This window comes from Lacisediminihabitans sp. (assembly GCF_036569425.1).
Classification (GTDB): Bacteria; Actinomycetota; Actinomycetes; order Actinomycetales; family Microbacteriaceae; genus Lacisediminihabitans.
Genome location: NZ_DATCQQ010000054.1, coordinates 22,330 through 41,858 on the forward strand (window position 1 = coordinate 22,330; position 19,529 = coordinate 41,858).

A 19,529-nucleotide genomic window follows, 5' to 3' on the forward strand; every position below is an offset into this window, starting at 1 on the left:
TGACGAGCAGGGAGGATTCGGATGGCGAACATCACCGATGTCGCTCGTCTCGCCGGGGTCTCGCACCAGACGGTGTCGCGGGTGCTCAACAACGAGAACACCGTGCGCCCGAGCACCAAGGCCCGCGTGGAGGCGGCGATCGCCGAACTGCGCTACCGGCCGAGCATGGTCGCGCGCGCGCTCGTCACTCGTAAGACGCGCACGATCGGCCTGATCAGCACAGGCAACCCGCTCTACGGACCGTCGAGCACCGCGCTCGCCTTCAACGAGGCGGCGCGCGAGGCCGGGTACCAGGTGACGATCGCGAGCATGTCGACCTCCGATCGCGGAGCGATCCTCGAGGCGATCGACGTGCTGCTCGCGCAGAACGTGGAGGCGCTCGTGCTCATCGCCTCCGATGTCGCGTCGATCGAGGTCGTGCAGCACCTCGAACTGCAGGTGCCGCTGATCACCGCCGAGAGCAGCGGGCGGATGGGAGGGCACAGCGTGTCCATCGACCAGTTCCGCGGAGCCGAGCTGGCGACGAGCTACCTCGCCGACCTCGGACATCGCCGGATCGTGCACCTGGCCGGGCCGTCGGCGTCGCTCGACGCCGCGGAGCGGGAGCGCGGCTGGCGCAGCGTGCTCGCCGGTCGAGGACTCGAGACGCGTGAGCCGGTCGCCGGCGACTGGTCGCCGGAGAGCGGCTACGCGGCGGCGGGGCGCCTCCTCGATGGCGGAGAGTTCACGGCCATCTTCGCCGCGAACGACCAGATGGCCCTGGGGGTGCTGCACGCCCTGAGCGATCGCGGGCTGCGCGTGCCCGAACGGATCAGCATCGTCGGCTTCGACGACATCCCGGAAGCGGCCCACTTCATCCCGCCGCTCACCACGGTGCGCCAGGACTTCGGCGAGCTCGGGCGACGGATCATGGAAGCGCTGCTCGAGGTGTTGCGCGGTGAGGAGTTCGGCGAGCCGGTGCGCACCGAACCGCGCCTGATCGTGCGGGCATCCGCGTCGTCCGTGGGCGCCGAACGGTCCGTTACCTAACCGATAGCACTGCCGACTTGACAGAAGGCGACGCGCTGGCGCTACGATAAGGCATCCCCTATGTGAACGGTCACATTGTGACCGGGAGCACCACCAGAGCAGTACTGTGACGAAGAGGTCAGAAGATGAGATCGCTCTCATTGAGCCAGCGTGCCGGCGGGCAAACCGCCGCAGCACGCGCTGGTCTCGCCTCCGCTCCGGCCGACCATCGCCCGGCAGCTCGACAACCCCCACGACTTGTCGCGCCCGAGTAATCCCTCGCGCCCGGCCAAGGGACTCGCCCAGCAGGCGCGAGTCCGAACCCGTCAATCACTTCTGTTGACAACGACGTCCCACTGAAAAAGATCGGAAAGGAATCACCGTGAACAAGAAAACCGTTCTCGCGGTCATCGCCGCAGGCGCGCTCGTCGTGTCGCTCGCCGCGTGCTCCAGCACTCGGAGCACCACGCCGGCGGCCTCCGGAGGCACCAGCAACAAGGGAGCACTGGTCGGCATCGCGATGCCGACGCAGACCTCCGAGCGCTGGATCAAGGATGGCGGCGCCATCAAGAAGGACCTCGAGGCCCTCGGTTACAAGACCGACCTCGAGTACGCCAATAACGACATCCCCACCCAGGTACAGCAGATCTCGACCATGATCACCAAGGGCGCCAAGGTTCTCGTGGTCGCCTCGATCGACGGCACTGCACTCAGCACCCAGCTCGACAACGCGGCTGCCGCCGGCATCAAGATCGTCGCATACGACCGGCTGATCAACGGCAACAAGAACGTCGACTACTACACGACCTTCGACAACTACAAGGTGGGCGTGCAGCAGGCGACCTCGCTTCTGACCGGACTCGGCATCCTCGATGACAGCGGCAAGGAGACCGGCAAGAAGGGCCCGTTCAACGTCGAGCTGTTCGCCGGAAGCCCGGACGACAACAACGCCACGTTCTTCTACAACGGCGCGATGGACACCCTCAAGAAGTACCTCGATGACAAGACGATCGTGGTGCAGAGCGGCCAGACCGACTTCAAGACCGTCGCGACACTGCGCTGGGACCCGGCAACCGCCCAGAAGCGCATGCAGGACCTGCTCGCCAAGAGCTACTCCGCCGGCGCCAAGGTCAACGGTGTGCTCTCCCCGTACGACGGCCTGTCGATCGGAATCATCTCGGCACTGACCGCCGCCGGCTACGCGACCAACGCGCTGCCGGTCATCACGGGCCAGGACGCCGAGGTCGGATCGGTCAAGTCGATCATCGCCGGCCAGCAGTACTCGACCATCTACAAGGACACCCGCAAGCTCGGCAAGGAGGCCGTCACGATCGTCGACAACCTCCTCACCGGCAAGAAGGTGACCGTGAACGACACCAAGTCGTACGACAACGGCAAGAAGGTCGTTCCGACCTTCCTGCTCCAGTCCGTCGTGGTGACCAAGGCGAACTTCAAAGAGGTTCTCGTCACGGGCGGCTACTACACCGACGCAGACCTGAAGTAGGGTCTCGCTAGGCAGCAAAAACCCCGGTGCCGGCGGCGCGGAAACGCGTCGCCGGCCCACGGTTGACGTTCAATGAGGAAAGCAGGCACCCGGTGACTACCAACATTCTCGAAATGCGAAACATCACCAAGACGTTCCCCGGGGTCAAGGCCCTGCAAGACGTGTCGCTCGAGGTGAAGCGCGGCGAGATCCACGCGATTTGCGGCGAGAACGGCGCGGGCAAGTCCACCCTCATGAAGGTGCTCTCCGGGGTCTACCCGGCCGGTTCGTACGAGGGGGAAATCCACTTCGAGAACGAACTCGTCGAGTTCAAGAACATCAACGACTCCGAGAGCCTCGGAATCGTCATCATCCACCAGGAACTCGCACTGAGCCCCTTCCTCTCGATCGCCGAGAACATCTTCCTCGGCAACGAGCGGCAGAAGAACGGCTGGATCGACTGGAACGCCACGAACCTCGAGGCCGCCGCGCTTCTCGCGCGGGTGGGCCTCCGCGACAACCCGATCACCAAGATCACCGAGATCGGTGTTGGCAAGCAGCAGCTCGTGGAGATCGCCAAGGCGCTCTCCAAGCGGGTCAAGCTGCTGATCCTCGACGAACCGACCGCGGCGCTCAACGACGAAGACTCCGCACACCTGCTCGACCTCATCCTGCACCTCAAGGAGCAGGGCATCACGTCGATCATCATCTCCCACAAGCTCAATGAGATTAAGCGGATCGCGGATTCGGTCACGATCATTCGAGACGGCAAGACGGTGGAGACTCTCGAGGTCGCCGCGAATACGATCTCCGAAGAGCGCATCATTAAGGGCATGGTCGGCCGCGATCTCGACAACCGCTACCCGGACCACACTCCCCACATCGGCGAGGAGGTGCTGCGCATCGAGAACTGGACCGTGCATCACCCCACCGACCACTCGCGAGTCGTGATCCACGGTGCCAACCTCAAGGTGCGCCGCGGGGAGATTGTGGGCATCGCCGGCCTCATGGGCGCCGGACGCACCGAGCTCGCCATGAGCGTCTTCGGGCGCACCTACGGCTCCAACATCACCGGCAAGGTCTTCAAAGACGGCAAGGAGATCCGCACGCACAGCGTGTCCGAGGCCGTGAAGAACGGCATCGCCTACGCGACCGAGGACCGCAAGCGCTACGGCCTCAACCTCATCGACGACATCAAGCGCAACGTCTCCGGCTCCGCGCTCGGCAAGCTCGCCAAGTGGGGCTGGGTCGACGCCAACCAGGAATTCGTCGTGGCCGAGGGCTACCGCAAGAGCATGAACATCAAGTCGCCGACGGTCGCCGCCATCACCGGAAAGCTTTCGGGCGGCAACCAGCAGAAGGTCGTGCTGAGCAAGTGGATGTTCGCGGACCCGGACGTGCTCATCCTCGACGAGCCGACGCGCGGCATCGACGTCGGCGCGAAATACGAGATCTACACGATCATCAACAAACTCGCGGGCGATGGAAAGGGGATCATCGTGATCTCCTCGGAACTGCCCGAACTTCTCGGAATCTGCGACCGCATTTACACGCTCTCCGAGGGAACCATCACCGCCGACGTTCCCCGCGCCCAGGCAACACCAGAACTCCTCATGCAGTACATGACCCAGGAAAAGGAATAAGTGACGATCGATGAGTGCGCTTAGCTCGGCCCTCAAGTACCTCACCAGTCAGCTTCGGCAGATCGGTATCTTCATCGCGTTGATCGCGATAGTCATCCTGTTCCAGGTGCTCACCCAGGGAGTGCTGCTCAACCCGCAGAACGTCTCCAACGTGATCGTGCAGAACAGCTACGTGCTGATTCTCGCGATCGGCATGGTGATGGTGATCATCGCCGGCCACATCGACCTCTCGGTCGGCTCGGTCGTGGGATTCATCGGTGCCGTCGCCGGCGTGCTGAGCGTGCGGATGGGGCTGCCGTGGTGGCTGGCGATCATCCTGTGCCTGCTGCTCGGCGCCGTCGTCGGCGCGTGGCAGGGCTTCTGGGTGGCCTACTTCGGCATCCCGGCGTTCATTGTGACCCTCGCCGGCATGCTCATCTTCCGCGGCCTCACGCAAGTGGTGCTCGGCAGTACGCAGATCACGCCTTTTCCCGACCCGATGAGGGCGCTTGGCGGCGGCTTCCTGCCAGAGCTCGGATTCATCGGATCGCAACTGGAAGCCCTGACCGTAGTGCTCGGCCTGCTGGCCACGGCGTTTCTGGTGGGCCAGGCGGTGCGTCAGCGCCTGATCCGGCGCAAGCTCAACCTCGAGGACGAGCCGTTCCTGTGGTTCGTCGTGAAACTCGCCTTCACCGGCGTGCTCGTGCTCGCGATCACGTTCCTGCTCGCGAGCTACCGTGGCACGCCCGTCGTGCTCGTGGTGCTCGGCGTGCTCGTGGTCGTCTACTCGGCGGTCATGGCGCGTAGCGTCTACGGACGACACATCTACGCGCTCGGTGGAAACCTCAACGCGGCCGTGCTCTCGGGCGTGAAGACCAAGCGGGTGACATTCCTGCTGTTCGTGAACATGGGTGTGCTCGGCGCGCTCGCCGGGCTCGTCTTCGCGGGCCAGCTCAACCTCGCCAACCCCACCAACGGCACCGGGTTCGAACTCGACGCGATCGCGGCGGCCTTCATCGGCGGCGCGGCGGTCACGGGCGGCATCGGCACCGTCACCGGAGCCATCATCGGTGGCCTGATCATCGGCATCCTGAACAACGGCATGTCGATCATCGGTGTTGGCACCGACTGGCAGCAGTTCATCAAGGGCATCGTGCTGCTCGCGGCAGTGGCCTTCGACGTGTACAACAAGAGGCGCTCGGGCGGTCGTTGATCCGCGCTGCATAACAGCCCCGCACTGTATAACAGCCCCGCACTCCCCTCACGGGAGCGCGGGGCTGTTGTGCGCTCCCCAAGGCCTTTCACCGCGGTGGCGTGAACAATTGAGAGCCTTCACATTTACGGCCTTCGGTGCGAGGAAGAGTTTGGTATTTTCGAGTGTGATTTCACCTAACTCGTTGGTAACACTGGGCTATCAGAGCATGCCGTTACGCAAACGTGATATTCAGGACTTGATGCGCCGAATTGTGAACGCTAACATTCCCACAGGTCAGAATGAACTGATCGACCGAGGAACTCGTCGTAGAGGCACTGACAGCGAGCCACGGACTACTGAACGAGGAGGTTTGGTTACATGAAGAAATTCATCGGAGTGGCTGCAATCGGAGCGATTCTCATCGCACTGAGCGGATGCGCGAGCGCAGGAGGGGTATCTGCGGGCGGAGCCGGCAAGATCGTTGTCGGGTTCTCGCAAGTGGGAGCCGAGAGCGGATGGCGTACCGCCAACACGATCTCGATCCAGTCGTCTTTCAAAGCGGCGAAGATCGACCTGAAGTTCTCTGACGCCCAGGGCAAGCAAGAGAACCAGATCAAGGCGATCCGCTCATTCATCCAGCAGAAGGTGGATGTCATTGCCTTCTCGCCGGTCGTGGAATCGGGCTGGGACACGGTGCTGCAAGAGGCTAAGACAGCGCACATCCCGGTCGTGCTCACCGACCGCGCTGTCGACTCCAAAGACAAGTCACTGTATGTCTCGTTTCTCGGATCCGACTTCGTCAACGAGGGCAAGGAAGCTGGCACCTGGGTGAAGAGCGCATTCCCCGACAAGACCACCGTCAACATCGCGGAGATTTCGGGCACGACCGGTTCGGCGCCGGCCAACGACCGAGCGAAGGGATTGCGCGACGTCATCGGCAGCGACTCGAAGTTCAAGATCGTGGCCTCGCAAACCGGCGACTTCACTCGTGCCGGCGGCAAGCAGGTCATGGAGGCGTTCCTCAAGTCCAACCCCAGCATCGACCTTGTCTACGCTCACAACGACGACATGGGGCTCGGTGCGATCGAAGCGATCGAAGCCGCAGGAAAGGTGCCCGGCAAAGACATCCAGGTCCTGACTCTGGATGCGACCCATGACGGTATGCAGGCGCTCGTCGATGGCAAGATCAACTACATCGTTGAATGCTCGCCGTTGTTGGGTGACCAGCTGGTGCAGATCGTCAAGGACGTCGTGGCGAAAAAGACCGTGGATGCGCGGATCCTCACGACGGAAACCACGTTCACGCAGGCCCAGGCAAAAGAAGCACTTCCCACTCGCAAGTACTGATCAACACCGGAGCTGGTTGAGTGGCGTCTTACCCCGCTACTCAACCAGCACCTCCGTTTTGCGCAAGCAGCTCAAAGAAGAGAAAGCGAACAGCCAGAATGGCAGCCTCCGTTCCCATCATCGACGCCACGAACATCACCATCTCGTTTCCCGGTGTGATTGCACTAGACGGAGTGAGCTTTCGGATGTTCCCGGGCGAGGTCCACTCCCTCATGGGAGAGAACGGCGCTGGGAAGTCCACTCTGATCAAAGCCCTCACTGGCGTCTACGCGGTGGATAGCGGAATCATCACTCTCGCCGGTGAGCCGTTGTCCGTGAACGGGCCGGCCCAGGCGCAGGCCGCAGGCATAAGCACCGTCTACCAGGAGGTCAACCTCCTCACGAATCTCTCGGTCGCCGAGAACATCATGCTCGGACGGGAGCCGCGTCGGTTCGGAGGGATCGATTGGCCGGCGACCCGAGCGCGTGCGAAGGAACTGCTCGCTGGGCTCAACCTCGACATCGATCCAGCGTCGCAACTGGGTTCCCACTCGCTTGCGATTCAACAGCTCGTCGCCATCGCTCGAGCAATCGACGTGCAGGCGAAAGTTCTCATTCTCGACGAGCCCACCTCGAGTCTCGACGCCGACGAGGTCGCCGAGCTGTTCCGCGTCATTCGTCGGCTCAAGGATGACGGGGTCGCGATCCTGTTCGTCTCGCACTTTCTCGACCAGGTCTACGAAATCGCCGATCGCCTGACCGTGTTGCGCAACGGCGCGCTCGTCGGTGAGTACCTCACCGAGGAGATTCTGCGCATCGAGCTCGTCAACAAGATGATCGGAAAAGAGCTCGCGGTTCTCGATGCGCTCGAGAGCCGGCCGCGGGGGGCAATCGCCGAGGAAGCAGACACGGTGCCATACATCGATGCGGTTGGCATCGCTCGCAAGGGATCTATCGCCCCGGTGGACCTCAAGGTCTACGAGGGCGAGGTACTCGGTCTTGCCGGACTGCTCGGCTCAGGCCGGACGGAGCTTGCTCGACTGCTGACCGGGGTCGACCGGCCAGACTCGGGAGAGCTACGGCTATCGGGCCGCGTGCGAAAGTTGCGAACGCCGAGGGCCGCGCTGCGCGAACGGATCGCCTACTCGTCAGAAGACCGCAAGCGGGAGGGAATCATCGACGACCTGACGGTTCGCGACAATATCGTTCTCGCTCTGCAGGCCGACCGCGGATGGTTCCGCCGTATCCCCAGGCGACGCCAGGACGAACTGGCGGCAAGTTACATTGCTGCTCTCAACATCCGTCCGGCGAACCCCGAGGCTCTCGTGCGCAATCTGAGCGGGGGCAACCAGCAGAAGGTGCTGCTTGCTCGATGGCTCGCCGTCGCACCGCGTCTTCTCGTGCTCGACGAGCCCACCAGGGGAATCGATGTCGGGGCCAAGGCGGAGATCCAAAAACTCGTTTCGAGCCTCGCAGAGGAGGGCATGTCGGTGATCTTCATTTCGGCTGAGCTGGAAGAGGTGATCCGATTGAGTCATCGGATCGCCGTGATGCGCGATCGCCGCAAGGTGGCCGATCTCCCGAACGAAGACGTGACGGTTGCCCAGGTCATGGCGCTCATCGCGAGCGGATCCGAATCATGAAGACTGCCCTGAAGAGCCGGCTCGTCTGGCCGATCGCGACGCTCGTCGCCCTCCTCGTCGCCAACGTGATCGTCGAACACGGATTCTTCTCGATTCGCATCGAGGACGGTCACCTCTTCGGCAGCCTCATCGACATCCTTCGAAACGGCGCGCCGACCGTTCTCGTCGCCCTCGGGATGACACTGGTCATCGCCACGAGAGGAATCGATCTTTCGGTGGGGGCCGTGGTCGCCATCTCCGGAGCCCTCGCGGTCTCGGTCATCAAGGATTCGCACACGCCGAACGATGTCGGGACCGTGCTCGTCGCGTGCCTCGTCGCGGTCGGGTTCGCGGTGGTGCTGGGAGCGTGGAACGGCCTTCTCGTCGCCGTCTTCGGTATCCAGCCGATCATCGCGACGCTCATCCTGCTCACGGCCGGACGCGGTATCGCGCAACTGATCACCGAGGGCCAGATCCTCACCATCACGAGCGCACCGTACAAGGTGATCGGGGGCGGGTTCTGGTTGACACTCCCCGCGTCCATCCTGATCGTTGCGGTGATGTTCGTCGTCGCAGCCGTTCTGACGCGAAAGACCGCACTCGGCATGCTCATCGAGTCGGTGGGCATCAACCCGGAGGCCAGCAGGCTGGCTGGAGTCGGATCGCGCACGCTCACCTGGACGGTCTACATGTTCAGCGGACTCTGCGCCGGCATCGCTGGGTTGATGATCAGTTCCAACGTGACCGCAGCCGACGCCAACAGTGCTGGATTGTGGATAGAACTGGACGCGATTCTCGCGGTCGTTCTTGGGGGGACCTCCCTGGCCGGCGGGCGCTACTCGCTCGTTGGTTCGCTCGTCGGCGCCTTTGTGATTCAGACGCTCACGACGACGGTCTATTCCATGGGCATTGCACCCAACGTCACGCTCGTCTTCAAGGCGATTGTCGTCATCACCGTATGTCTGCTCCAATCGCCGGCCTTTCTCGCCCTCTTCAGATCGCGTCGCCGTCGACGCCCGGTGACCACTCCGAAAGCCGAGGTTGCCGCATGAGCGTCCAACAGATTGCCCCTTCAGCGCCCGAGGTCGCCGTCCGATCGGCTTGGTCGCGGTTTGTCCCGTCGACTCGCTACGCCTCGGTGATCGTCACCCTTGTATTGCTTGTCGTGATGTTCGCTGCCGGTTCGGCCCAATACCGTGGCTTCTTTTCCGGTCAGGTCGTGCTGAATCTCTTCGTCGACAACGCGTTCCTCATCGTGCTCGCCGTCGGGATGACCTTCGTGATCCTCACCGGAGGAATCGACCTGTCAGTGGGGTCCGTCGTCGCGCTCTCCACGATGATCGCGGCCTCGCTGGCACGGTCTGGCTGGCCCCCGGTCGTGATCATCCTGATCGTGCTTGCGGTGGGGTCGACGCTCGGGCTTCTGGTCGGACTGGTCATTCACTACTTCCATATCCAGCCGTTCATCGCCACTCTCGCGGCGATGTTCCTGGCCAGGGGACTCTGCTATGTGATCAGCACGAATTCGATATCCATCACCGAGCCGTTCTTCACCACGATGGCCAACTCCCGCATCCCTGTGGGCCCGGATCTATTCATTTCGCCCAGCGTCATCGTCGCCATTCTGGTTGTCATCGTGGCTTTCTACGTCTTGCACTACTCGCGCACCGGTCGTACGGTCTATGCGATTGGAAACGGTGGAGAATCGGCGTTGCTCATGGGCCTGCCGGTGACGAGAACGCGAATAACGGTGTACGTGGTCAGCGGCTTCTGTTCCGCGATCGCGGGAATCCTGTTCACCTTCTACACGCTCTCGGGGTACAGTTTGACTGCCGTCGGGACAGAGCTCGACGCCATCGCGGCCGTGGTCATCGGCGGCACTATCCTCACCGGAGGGTCGGGGTTCGTGCTCGGCTCGGTGCTCGGGGTGCTGTTGCTCGGACTGATCCAGACCATCATCAGCTTCGACGGAACCCTGAGTTCCTGGTGGACGAGGATCGTCATCGGATCGCTATTGCTCGTCTTCATCGCGTTGCAGCGCCTGCTCACCGCGTGGAAGCGCTGAGTCCAGGGCGGCGCGACGGGCATAATTGAAATCACGATTCCGCGGGACAAAACATGGCAGGAGAACCGGCAGGCCTGGTGAATACCGAGGATTCGAAGGCGCGCGTGGCGAACATCTTCGATGTCGCCCGTCTGGCGGGAGTGTCCCACCAGACCGTCTCGCGCGTCGTCAACGACCTTCCCAATGTGCGGCCGGCCACGAGGCAACGCGTCGAGGAGGCGATCAAGCAGCTTCGCTACCGGCCGAGCACAGCGGCGCGAGCCCTCGTCACCAAGCGCTCGCGCACCATCGGGTTGATTACGACTGGTGGACCGGACTACGGACCATCGAGCATCGTGCTCGGCTTTAACGAGGCGGCCAGGAACGCCAGGTACAACGTGTCCATCTCGAGCATGCTCGAGTCTGATGCGGGGTCGATGAGGGGATCGGTCGAACTCCTTCTCGGCCAGAACGTCGAGGCGATCGTGCTCGTTGCCGCGCACCGGGGGGCGCTCGAGGCCATGCAGAGGATAGATCTCGGTGTTCCGCTGCTCGCCGTCGAAAGCAGCGGCCGCTCGGGCTTTCACAGCGTGTCGATCGACCAGTACGCCGGCGCTCACGCAGCCACCATGCATCTCATCTCGCTCGGCCATCGAGAGATCCTTCATCTCGCGGGGCCGGAGGACTCAATGGATGCCATTGAGCGGGTGAGAGGATGGCGGGCTGCCCTCGCCGAGAACGGCATCGTTCCCAGCGAGCCGCACATCGGCGACTGGTCGCCCCGCAGCGGGTACGAGTTCGGCAGGCTCATTGCGGACGATCGAACGTTTACCGCTATATTCTCGAGCAACGATCAAATGGCACTCGGCCTCATGCACGCGCTCGCCCAGCACGGTGTGCGCGTGCCAGAAGACGTGAGCATCGTGGGCTTCGATGACATTCCAGAGGCTGAGCATTTCACTCCACCCCTCACGACGGTGCGGCAGGATTTCGGAGAACTCGGCCGCGACATCATGACCACCCTGATGGAGATACTCCGTGACGAGAGTTCCGGCGACACTCCGCACACCGTGCCGAAGCTAGTTGTGCGAGAATCGACCGCACGACTCGAACGGCGCTAGCTCCCGATCGCCGAGGAGGTGCATCGTCCGGCCGTAGTCGTGAGCCGCCGTTGCCCGCCTGGAGTTTTCGCCATGGCGCTTTTCGACCTCATCACCGAACTGCAGCCCCACAATCCAGCCCTTTCGGCGCCCGATGACCTGGACGCCCTGCGCGCGGAGACCATCGCCGAAACCCGGGATTTCTCGCTCGAGGCGACGTTCGACCGGGTCGACAACGGGTTCACCCTCGTCGACAGCTACGACGTAACTTTCTCCGGATTCGGCGGAAACCGCATCACGGGCTGGCTGCTCGTGCCGGCCGTTGCACGAGGGCGGCCAGGAGCACCACGAGGTCGTGCCCCTCGAGCGGCGCGGGAGCCCGTTCGTCTAGTAGCGCGCCTTCGCGAGGGCCGCGTACTGCTCGCGGATCACCGGGCGGTGATCGCCGGCCGGCTCGGATGCCATCGCGACAGGCCAGTTCGGCCGTGCTCCGGTGAGCGCCCAGGCCGCCTGGGCCGCCGCCCCGGCCGCGACATATTCGGCGGGCTGCGGCACGACAACCGGCACCGCGAACACCTGCGCGGCGATCGCGCCGACCGCCGGATTCTGCGCGGCGCCGCCAATGAGGAGCACCCGACGGGCATCCACGCCCTGGGCGCGGATCGCTTCGAGACCGTCGGCGAGGCCGCAGAGCAGGCCCTCGATCGCTGCCCGGGCGAGGTTGGGGCGGGTGGTCGACGCTAGCGTCATGCCGCCGAGGGTCGCGGTCGCGGTGGGGAGGTTGGGGGTGCGCTCGCCCTCGAAGTATGGCACGAGCACGAGTCCGTCGGCGCCGGGAGCCGCCTCGAGCGCGAGCCGTGCGAACTCGGCGTGGTCGACGCCGAGCAGCGCCGCGGTCGAGTCGAGGATGCGGGCCGCATTGAGGGTCGCGACGAGCGGGAGAAAGCCGCCCGCGGCATCCGCGAACCCGGCGACCGTGCCCGACTCGTCGTGTGCCGGGGTGTCGGTGACGGCGAAGACCGTGCCGCTCGTGCCGATGGAGACGACCGCGTCGCCCTCCCGGGCGTCGAGCCCGAGCGCGGCAGCCGCGTTGTCGCCGGCGCCGGCCCCCACCACGAGCCCCTCCGAAAACGCAGGAGATCCGACGATAACGGTGCGCGATTCCGCCGGATCGAGCACCGTCGGGAGAAGAACTCCTGCGTTTTCGGCGCTGTGGGTGGTGGGGTCGCGGCGGAGGGCGATCGCGAGCAGTTCACGGTCGTAGCCGTTCGTGACGGGATTGAAGTAGCTCGTGCCGCTCGCATCCGACCGGTCGGTGACGAGCTCGGCGAGCACGGGGTTCTGCGGGCCGAAGCCGCGAAGGCGCCAGGTCAGCCAGTCGTGGGGGAGCGCAACGGCGGCGACGCGCGCCGCGTTCTGCGGCTCCGTGTCGGCAAGCCAGCGGAGCTTGGTGAGCGTGAACGAGGCCACGGGAACCGAACCGGTGCGCTTGGCGAACTGGTGCGCGCCGACCTCGGCGATCAGGGCGGCCGCGGCGGGGGCGGAGCGCGTGTCGTTCCAGAGCAGGGCGGGGCGGATGACGCGGCCCTCGGCATCCAGCACGACCATTCCGTGCTGCTGCCCGCCCACCGCCAGCGCGGCGACATCGGCGAGGCCGCCGGCGTCGTCGACCGCGGCGAGGAGCGCCTGCCACCAGCGCTCGGGGTCCACCTCGGTGCCCTCGGGGTGCGCCGCGCGCCCGGTGCGAACCACCGTGCCGCTCTCGAGGTCGCGAATCACTATCTTGCAGCTCTGGGTCGACGAGTCGACTCCGGCGACGAGTGTCATGTCGATCTGCTCTCTGGGTCGGTTAGGCGGGAGTCGTCGCGCGCGCTCGGTGCGCACAACTCATGCTGTTTCGGATGTGCGGCATCCGCTCCCGCACGGCAGCGGGGCCAAGACTACGCGCCGGCGAAAACAGCATGAGTTGTGAACACCGCCACGGGGAGGGGCGCACGGGCGCGGGTGGGATGGACTAGCGGGCGCCGAGCAGGTGCTCGAGGGCGAGTTGGTTGAGTCGCACGAAGCCGAAGCCCTTGCCGCCGAAGTAGGAGTCGGTGTCGAAGTCCTCGTATGCACTGCGGTCGGCGAGCAGGTCGTCGTAGCTCTCGCCGGCATTCAGGGTCGGCTCGTTGACCTGCGCGACACGGGATGCCGCGAGGGCCTCCTGCACCTCCGGGTCGGCCCGGAAGGCCGCCGCGCGCTCCTTCAGCAGCAGGTAGGTGCGCATGTTCGCCGCGGCGGAGTCCCAGACGCCGGTGATGTCTTCCGTTCGCGACGGCTTGTAGTCGAAGTGACGGGGGCCGTCGTAGGCCGGGCCGCCGTTCGGGCCGCCGTTCTCGAGCAGGTCGACGAGCGAGAACGCGTTCTGCAGGTCGCCGTGGCCGAACACGAGGTCCTGGTCGTACTTGATGCCGCGCTGGCCGTTGAGGTCGATGTGGAAGAGCTTGTCCTGGTAGAGCGCCTGCGCGATACCGGCGGTGAAGTTGAGCCCGGCCATCTGCTCGTGTCCGACCTCGGGGTTCACGCCGAACAGCTCGGGGCGCTCGAGGGTCTCGATGAACGCCATCGCATGGCCGACCGTGGGCAGCAGGATGTCGCCGCGGGGCTCGTTGGGCTTCGGCTCGATCGCGAAGCGGATGTCGTAACCCTTGTCCGTGACGTACTGGGCGAACAGGTTGACGCCCTCCCGGTAGCGCTCGAGCGCACCCCGGATGTCTTTGGCGGTGTCGTACTCCGCACCCTCGCGGCCGCCCCACATGACGAAGGTCTGCGCACCGAGCTCGGCGCCGAGGTCGAGCTGGCGGAGCGCCTTGCGCAGCGCGAACCGGCGCACGCCACGGTCGTTGGAGGTGAAGCCGCCGTCCTTGAACACGGGGGCGCTGAAGAGGTTGGTGGTGACCATGGGGATCACGAGGCCGGTGTCTGCCAGGGCCTGCTTGAGGCGGTCGATCTGCTTCTGGCGGTCGGCCTCGCTCGAACCGAACGGGAACAGGTCGTCGTCGTGGAAGGTGAGGCCGTATGCCCCGAGCTCGGCGAGGCGGGTGACGGCCTCCACGACGTCGAGCGGCGGGCGGGTCGGGCCGCCGAACGGATCGGAGCCGTTGTAGCCGACGGTCCACAGGCCGAAGGAGAACTTGTCGGCACGGGTGGGGGTGGTGGTCATGAAGATGTCCTTCAGCGTCGTTGGTGATTTGTTGTCTCTAGAAACATATTAGCGGCTCTCGACCGTGGCGGCGCAAGTTTCCATCACAATCGTGGCCACAGCCGACTCGTGCTGCGGCTGCACCGCGCCGTGCCCGGGGGAGCGGTCGGACTAGGCTCGTCCACATGCCCGAAAGCCGCGAGTGTCGCTGGCGTTGTTCGGGGCAAGCGCTTACCAGTTCCACCCCCGACCGGAAAGCTCACCGTGACCGCACTTCATCCCCCAGGCGCTCGTGAGCGCCACGCCCTCGTCGTGCGGGGAGGGTGGGACGGCCACCAGCCCGTCGAGACGACGGACGCCTTCATCCCGTTCCTCGAGGATCACGGCTTCGACGTGCGAGTGGAGGAGTCAACGGCCGTCTACGCCGACGAGCGGGTCATGGGCGGGATCGACCTCATCGTGCAGGTCAACACCATGAGCACGATCGAGGACGAGGAGTTCGCCGGGCTGCAGCGAGCGGTGCTGAACGGCACGGGCATGGGCGGGTGGCACGGTGGAATTGCCGACTCCTATCGCAACAATGCCGACTATCTCCACATGATCGGCGGACAGTTCGCCCATCACGCGAGCAAGCCGCCGGAGGAGCGCACCGGCGGTCAGTCTGACAACTACATCCCGTACACGGTGCACATCACCGAGCTCGGCACGACCCATCCGATCACCGCGGGTGTCGACGACTTCGAACTCGTGACCGAGCAGTACTGGGTGTTGTCCGACGAATACAACGACGTGCTCGCGACGACGACGCAGGAGGCGCGCCCGTTCGACGCGTGGAATCGCCCGGTCACCGCGCCAGCCATCTGGATCCGGCAGTGGGGCAAGGGGCGGATCTTCGTCTCGGCGCCCGGCCACCGCCTCGAAGTCGTGCAGAACCCCAGCGTACGAACAATCATCGAAAGGGGACTCCTGTGGGCAGCCCGTTGAAGATCGGCATCATCGGCGTAGGCAAGATCAGCGAGCAGTACTTCGCTGCGTTTCCCGGGCTCCCCGGCCTCGAGCTCGTGGCGGTGGCGGACCTTGACGAGGACCGCGCGGCCCAGATCGCCGCTGAGCAGGGCGTCGAGTCCCTCTCGGTGGACGCGCTGCTCGACGACCCGCGCATCGACGCCGTGCTCAATCTCACCATCCCGGCGGCGCATGTGGACATCGCGACCCGCGCGCTCGCCGCCGGCAAGCACGTCTACGGCGAGAAGCCGCTCGCCCTGCACCCCGCGGAGGCCGTCGGCCTGCTCGAAACCGCCGGCGCGTGCGGCCTTCGGGTGGGATCGGCGCCGGACACCGTGCTCGGCACCGGTATCCAGACCGCACGTGACGTGCTCGACGCCGGGCTGATCGGCACTCCGGTGGGAGCCACGGCATTCTGGGTCTCCCCCGGACACGAGGCGTGGCATCCGTCGCCCGCCTTCTACTACCAGCCGGGCGGCGGCCCGCTCTTCGACATGGGGCCGTACTACATCACGGCCCTCGTCACACTGCTCGGGCCGGTCGTGCGCGTCTCCGGTGTCGTCAGCCGTTCGGAGCGGGAACGGTCCATCGCGACCGGGCCGCTGGCCGGCCAGACGATTCCGGTCGCCATCGACACGCATGTCACCGCCGTGCTCGAACACGCGTCCGGCGTCGCATCGACCCTCACCGTGAGTTTCGACGTGTGGGCGTCCCGCATCCCGAACATCGAGGTGTACGGAACCGACGGCACCATCTCGGTGCCAGACCCCAACGATTTCTCGGGCCCGGTGAGCATCTTCACGTCCACCGACCCCGAGTGGCGGGAGGTGCCGCCGAGCGCCGGCTATGCGGATGCCGGTCGGGGCTATGGCCTCGCCGACATGGCACGCGCGATCGAGACCGGCCGCCCGCACCGCGCGTCCGGCGAGCTCGCCTTCCACGTACTCGAGATCATGGATGCCGTGATTCGCTCCGCACACGAGCATCGCCTGGTGACGCTGGAGAGCACGGTGGAGCGTCCGGCGCCCGTGCCGGCCGGGGCCAGCCCCGATTCGTGGTGACCGGCACGCAGACTAAGGTCAATGCATGTCCAGCAGTCGCGACTTCGTCTCGCGCACGCCCGTGCAGGGAGGCGCGACCGACCAGCTGAGGCGCTCCAACCTCTCGAACATTCTCGGCCTCGTGCACCGCGAGGGGCCGCTGTCGAGGGCCGAACTCACGAGGCTGACCGGGCTCAACCGCTCGACGGTCGGCGACCTGGTCGCCGAGCTCACCGACCTCGGGCTCGTCTACGAGGCGATGCCTACGACGGGGAACGTGCCGGGGCGTCCGAGCCCCATCGTGCACGCCCAGTCCGGCGTCGTCGCGATCGCGATCAACCCCGAGGTCGATGCGATTCATGTCGGGCTCGTGGGCATGAGCGGGAGGGTCCTGGCCAAGGTGCGGCTGGAGGCCGCGAGCGCGCCGACGCCTGCCGACGTGGTCAGGCTGGCCTCGGCGGCCATCGCCGGGCTTCTGTCTGGGCGTGAGACGGCACTGCGGGTCGTCGGCATCGGGGTCGCCGTTCCGGGCCAGGTGCGGGTTTCGGACGGCACTGTGCGGGAGGCCACCCACATGGGCTGGGCCGAGGAACCGCTCAGCAGGATGCTTTCCCAGGCGACCACATTTCCCGCCTGGGCCGCGAACGCCGCCAATCTGGCCATGCGCGCCGAGAGCGTCTTCGGCGCAGGAAAGGGCGTCGACGACTTCGTCTACTTCATCGGCGGTGCGAGCGGCATCGGTGGGGGCGCCATCACGGGCGGCCGGCTGCTCAGCGGAGCCGCGGGATACGCGGGAGAGTTCGGCCACAGCTTCGTGCGCAGCGACGGCACCCAGTGCCCGTGCGGGGCGACTGGCTGCCTCGAGGCCGAGGTGACGCAGGCAAGACTCCTCGAGGCGGTCGGACTCGCCCCGGCCGAAGCAGGCCTGCTCGGGACGCGACTCGTGTCGAGTCGCGACCCCGGCGTGCGTGCGCTCATCTCCGAGCAGCTGGATCTCCTCGCCATCGCGGTGCGAACCGCGGTCAACCTCTTCAACCCCACGCTCGTCGTGCTCGGCGGATTCCTGGGCGACCTCTACGATGCCGGCGGTCGGGAGGGTGACGCTCTCCTGCGCGACGCCATCCGGTCGGCGCGCGAAGACGTGCGCATCGAGGGCGCCGCGTCCGCTTCCGATCAGCTCCTGATCGGCTGCGGCGAACTCGTCTTCTCCGAGCTCATCGCCGATCCGGCCTCCCTGCCCCGCAACTGAGCCGAATACGGGCTCAGGTCGCCGGATTGTTGCGAATGAGAACATTGCTCAATCCCGGAACGAATGGCGTTGACATTCCCGAGTTCTCTGGCTTTTTTAGCGGTTGGTGCGGAGCTTGTCGTGGACAATCGCGAAATTGTGGGTTGTGGAAAGCCGCATTGTCTGCGTATGTTGTGTTCTACAACAAACGGCATCGGAGTGGCTGCCACGCCTGCAACAGGGCGGCGCTCCTTTACAAGGAGGTACAAGATGCGCAAGAGGCTTATTGCGGCTGGGGCCATTCTGGCAACCACGGCGCTGCTGCTCGCGGGCTGTGCGAGCGGTTCGACGTCGAGTTCGACTTCAGTCACCAAGGATCCCGACGGCAAGGGAAAGACGCTCACCCTCTGGGACTATGAGAGCGACACGAGCGCCATGGGAATCGCCTGGAACGCCGCCATCAAGAAGTTCGAGAAGGAGACCGGCGCCAAGGTGAAGTTCGAGGCGAAGAGCTTCGAACAGATCCGCTCGACCGCGAGCCAGGTGCTCAACTCGAACGCGGCCCCCGACATCCTCGAGTACAACAAGGGCAACGCCACGGCCGGACTGCTTTCGAGCCAGGGCCTCCTCACCAACCTCGACCCGGCCGTCAAGGCATACGGGTGGGACAAGAAGCTCGCCTCGTCGCTCCAGACCACCGCCCGCTACAGCACCAAGGGCGTGATGGGAACCGGGCACTACTACGGCATCCCCAACTACGGCGAATTCGTTGACGTGTACTACAACAAGGACGCCTTCGCGAAGTACAACATCGCGGTGCCGACCACCTTTGCCGAATTCGAGGCGGCGCTCAAGACCTTCAAGGACAACGGCATCACACCGCTCGCCGAGTCCGCGGCGGAGTACCCGCTCGGCCAGCTCTTCTACCAGCTCGCGTTGAGCAAGGCGACCCGCCAGTGGGTCGACAACTACCAGCTGTACACGGGCAAGGTCGATTGGCAGGACAAGGACTTCACCTTCGCCGCCGACACCATCAAGAGCTGGGTCGACAAGGGATACATCAGCAAGGACTCGACCGGCCTCAAGGCCGAAGACGCCGGCACGGCCTTCATCAACGGCACCAACCCGATCTTCTACTCCGGCAGCTGGTGGTACGGCCGCATGGTGACCGACGTCAAGACCTTCGACTGGGGTACCTTCCTCTTCCCCGGCGCCAAGCTCTCCCCGGGCTCCTCGGGCAACATCTGGGTGGTTCCGGAGAACTCCAAGAACAAGGATCTCGCGTACAAGTTCATCGACATCACCATGAGCCCCGAGATCCAGGCACTCATCGGCAATAGCGGCGGCATCCCCGTGGCGGCCGAGGCGGCGTCGATCACCGACCCGAAGAGCAAAGAACTCATCGACAACTTCAACAAGCTCACCGCGCAGGACGGTCTGGCCTTCTACCCCGACTGGCCGACCCCGACCTTCTACGACCAGCTGAACGCCGGGCTCCAGGAGCTCGTCAACGGCACGAAGTCGTCGAAGGACGTGCTCACTGAGCTCGGAACCGAGTACCAGTCGGGCGTCGACGACATCACCAAGTAGTCCCCACCCCGACGATCACGCCCGCGTCCGCCGGTCGGTCGATTCGAGAGAATCGGCCGACCGGCGGCACGCCGGCCCATCG

At 65.0% G+C, this 19,529-nt stretch carries 15 protein-coding genes and 1 pseudogene; 14 read left to right on the forward strand and 2 right to left on the reverse strand.

Annotated elements, in window-relative coordinates; all coding sequences use genetic code 11:
- Nucleotides 1-21: 21 nt before the first annotated feature.
- From VIM54_RS09215 to VIM54_RS15940, 10 genes and pseudogenes are all read left to right on the forward strand, one after another.
- Nucleotides 22-1,029, forward strand: coding sequence for a LacI family DNA-binding transcriptional regulator (locus VIM54_RS09215; protein WP_331900743.1), 1,008 nt, complete (start codon nt 22-24; stop codon nt 1,027-1,029).
- Between the two features lie 361 nt (nt 1,030-1,390).
- Nucleotides 1,391-2,512 carry a multiple monosaccharide ABC transporter substrate-binding protein gene (gene chvE / locus VIM54_RS09220; protein WP_331900745.1) on the forward strand — a complete coding sequence of 374 codons (1,122 nt, stop codon included), beginning with the start codon at nt 1,391-1,393 and terminating at the stop codon, nt 2,510-2,512.
- 92 nt (nt 2,513-2,604) lie between these two features.
- Entirely contained in the window at nt 2,605-4,134 is a 1,530-nt protein-coding gene (gene mmsA / locus VIM54_RS09225; protein ID WP_331900746.1) for a multiple monosaccharide ABC transporter ATP-binding protein, read from the forward strand.
- A gap of 10 nt (nt 4,135-4,144) precedes the next feature.
- Nucleotides 4,145-5,326, forward strand: coding sequence for a multiple monosaccharide ABC transporter permease (gene mmsB, locus VIM54_RS09230; RefSeq protein ID WP_331900747.1), 1,182 nt, complete (start codon nt 4,145-4,147; stop codon nt 5,324-5,326).
- 360 nt (nt 5,327-5,686) lie between these two features.
- Entirely contained in the window at nt 5,687-6,655 is a 969-nt protein-coding gene (locus VIM54_RS09235) for an ABC transporter substrate-binding protein (RefSeq protein ID WP_331900749.1), read from the forward strand.
- Nucleotides 6,656-6,753: 98 nt separating this feature from the next.
- On the forward strand, nt 6,754-8,277 hold the full coding sequence (locus VIM54_RS09240) for a sugar ABC transporter ATP-binding protein (RefSeq protein ID WP_331900751.1): 1,524 nt from the start codon (nt 6,754-6,756) through the stop codon (nt 8,275-8,277).
- Nucleotides 8,274-9,308 carry an ABC transporter permease gene (locus VIM54_RS09245; protein WP_331900753.1) on the forward strand — a complete coding sequence of 345 codons (1,035 nt, stop codon included), beginning with the start codon at nt 8,274-8,276 and terminating at the stop codon, nt 9,306-9,308. Before VIM54_RS09240 ends, VIM54_RS09245 begins: the two co-directional genes overlap by 4 nt.
- Nucleotides 9,305-10,321 carry a galactofuranose ABC transporter, permease protein YjfF gene (yjfF, locus tag VIM54_RS09250; protein ID WP_331900755.1) on the forward strand — a complete coding sequence of 339 codons (1,017 nt, stop codon included), beginning with the start codon at nt 9,305-9,307 and terminating at the stop codon, nt 10,319-10,321. Before VIM54_RS09245 ends, yjfF begins: the two co-directional genes overlap by 4 nt.
- 104 nt (nt 10,322-10,425) lie before the next feature.
- Nucleotides 10,426-11,421, forward strand: coding sequence for a LacI family DNA-binding transcriptional regulator (locus VIM54_RS09255; RefSeq protein ID WP_331900757.1), 996 nt, complete (start codon nt 10,426-10,428; stop codon nt 11,419-11,421).
- Nucleotides 11,422-11,493: 72 nt separating this feature from the next.
- A pseudogene (locus VIM54_RS15940) lies at nt 11,494-11,718 on the forward strand (acetylxylan esterase); the annotation flags it as partial.
- Nucleotides 11,719-11,787: 69 nt separating this feature from the next.
- Here VIM54_RS15940 and xylB read toward each other — a convergent pair.
- Together xylB and xylA are read right to left on the reverse strand one after the other, a co-directional pair.
- Nucleotides 11,788-13,227 carry a xylulokinase gene (gene xylB / locus VIM54_RS09260; RefSeq protein WP_331900759.1) on the reverse strand — a complete coding sequence of 480 codons (1,440 nt, stop codon included), beginning with the start codon at nt 13,225-13,227 and terminating at the stop codon, nt 11,788-11,790.
- 187 nt (nt 13,228-13,414) lie between these two features.
- Nucleotides 13,415-14,605, reverse strand: coding sequence for a xylose isomerase (gene xylA / locus VIM54_RS09265; protein WP_331900760.1), 1,191 nt, complete (start codon nt 14,603-14,605; stop codon nt 13,415-13,417).
- Nucleotides 14,606-14,848: 243 nt separating this feature from the next.
- Here xylA and VIM54_RS09270 point away from each other — a divergent pair, with 243 nt between their 5' ends.
- From VIM54_RS09270 to VIM54_RS09285, 4 genes are all read left to right on the forward strand, one after another.
- Complete coding sequence (locus tag VIM54_RS09270) at nt 14,849-15,568, forward strand: ThuA domain-containing protein (protein WP_331900762.1); 720 nt, start codon at nt 14,849-14,851, stop codon at nt 15,566-15,568.
- Complete coding sequence (locus tag VIM54_RS09275; protein ID WP_331900763.1) at nt 15,553-16,650, forward strand: Gfo/Idh/MocA family oxidoreductase; 1,098 nt, start codon at nt 15,553-15,555, stop codon at nt 16,648-16,650. Before VIM54_RS09270 ends, VIM54_RS09275 begins: the two co-directional genes overlap by 16 nt.
- A 25-nt stretch (nt 16,651-16,675) precedes the next feature.
- Nucleotides 16,676-17,878: an ROK family transcriptional regulator gene (locus tag VIM54_RS09280; RefSeq protein WP_331900764.1), complete on the forward strand. Its 1,203-nt coding sequence runs from the start codon at nt 16,676-16,678 to the stop codon at nt 17,876-17,878.
- 249 nt (nt 17,879-18,127) lie between these two features.
- Entirely contained in the window at nt 18,128-19,447 is a 1,320-nt protein-coding gene (locus tag VIM54_RS09285) for an ABC transporter substrate-binding protein (RefSeq protein ID WP_331900766.1), read from the forward strand.
- Nucleotides 19,448-19,529 lie beyond the last annotated feature (82 nt).

Bases quoted from the DNA above. Each gene is read 5' to 3' on its own strand.
- VIM54_RS09215 (WP_331900743.1), top strand. From the start codon at position 22: ATGGCGAACATCACCGATGTCGCTCGTCTCGCCGGGGTCTCGCACCAG.
- mmsB (WP_331900747.1), top strand. From the start codon at position 4,145: ATGAGTGCGCTTAGCTCGGCCCTCAAGTACCTCACCAGTCAGCTTCGG.
- VIM54_RS09235 (WP_331900749.1), top strand. From the start codon at position 5,687: ATGAAGAAATTCATCGGAGTGGCTGCAATCGGAGCGATTCTCATCGCA.
- VIM54_RS09240 (WP_331900751.1), top strand. From the start codon at position 6,754: ATGGCAGCCTCCGTTCCCATCATCGACGCCACGAACATCACCATCTCG.
- VIM54_RS09245 (WP_331900753.1), top strand. From the start codon at position 8,274: ATGAAGACTGCCCTGAAGAGCCGGCTCGTCTGGCCGATCGCGACGCTC.
- yjfF (WP_331900755.1), top strand. From the start codon at position 9,305: ATGAGCGTCCAACAGATTGCCCCTTCAGCGCCCGAGGTCGCCGTCCGA.
- xylB (WP_331900759.1), bottom strand. From the start codon at position 13,227: ATGACACTCGTCGCCGGAGTCGACTCGTCGACCCAGAGCTGCAAGATA.
- xylA (WP_331900760.1), bottom strand. From the start codon at position 14,605: ATGACCACCACCCCCACCCGTGCCGACAAGTTCTCCTTCGGCCTGTGG.
- VIM54_RS09280 (WP_331900764.1), top strand. From the start codon at position 16,676: ATGTCCAGCAGTCGCGACTTCGTCTCGCGCACGCCCGTGCAGGGAGGC.
- VIM54_RS09285 (WP_331900766.1), top strand. From the start codon at position 18,128: ATGCGCAAGAGGCTTATTGCGGCTGGGGCCATTCTGGCAACCACGGCG.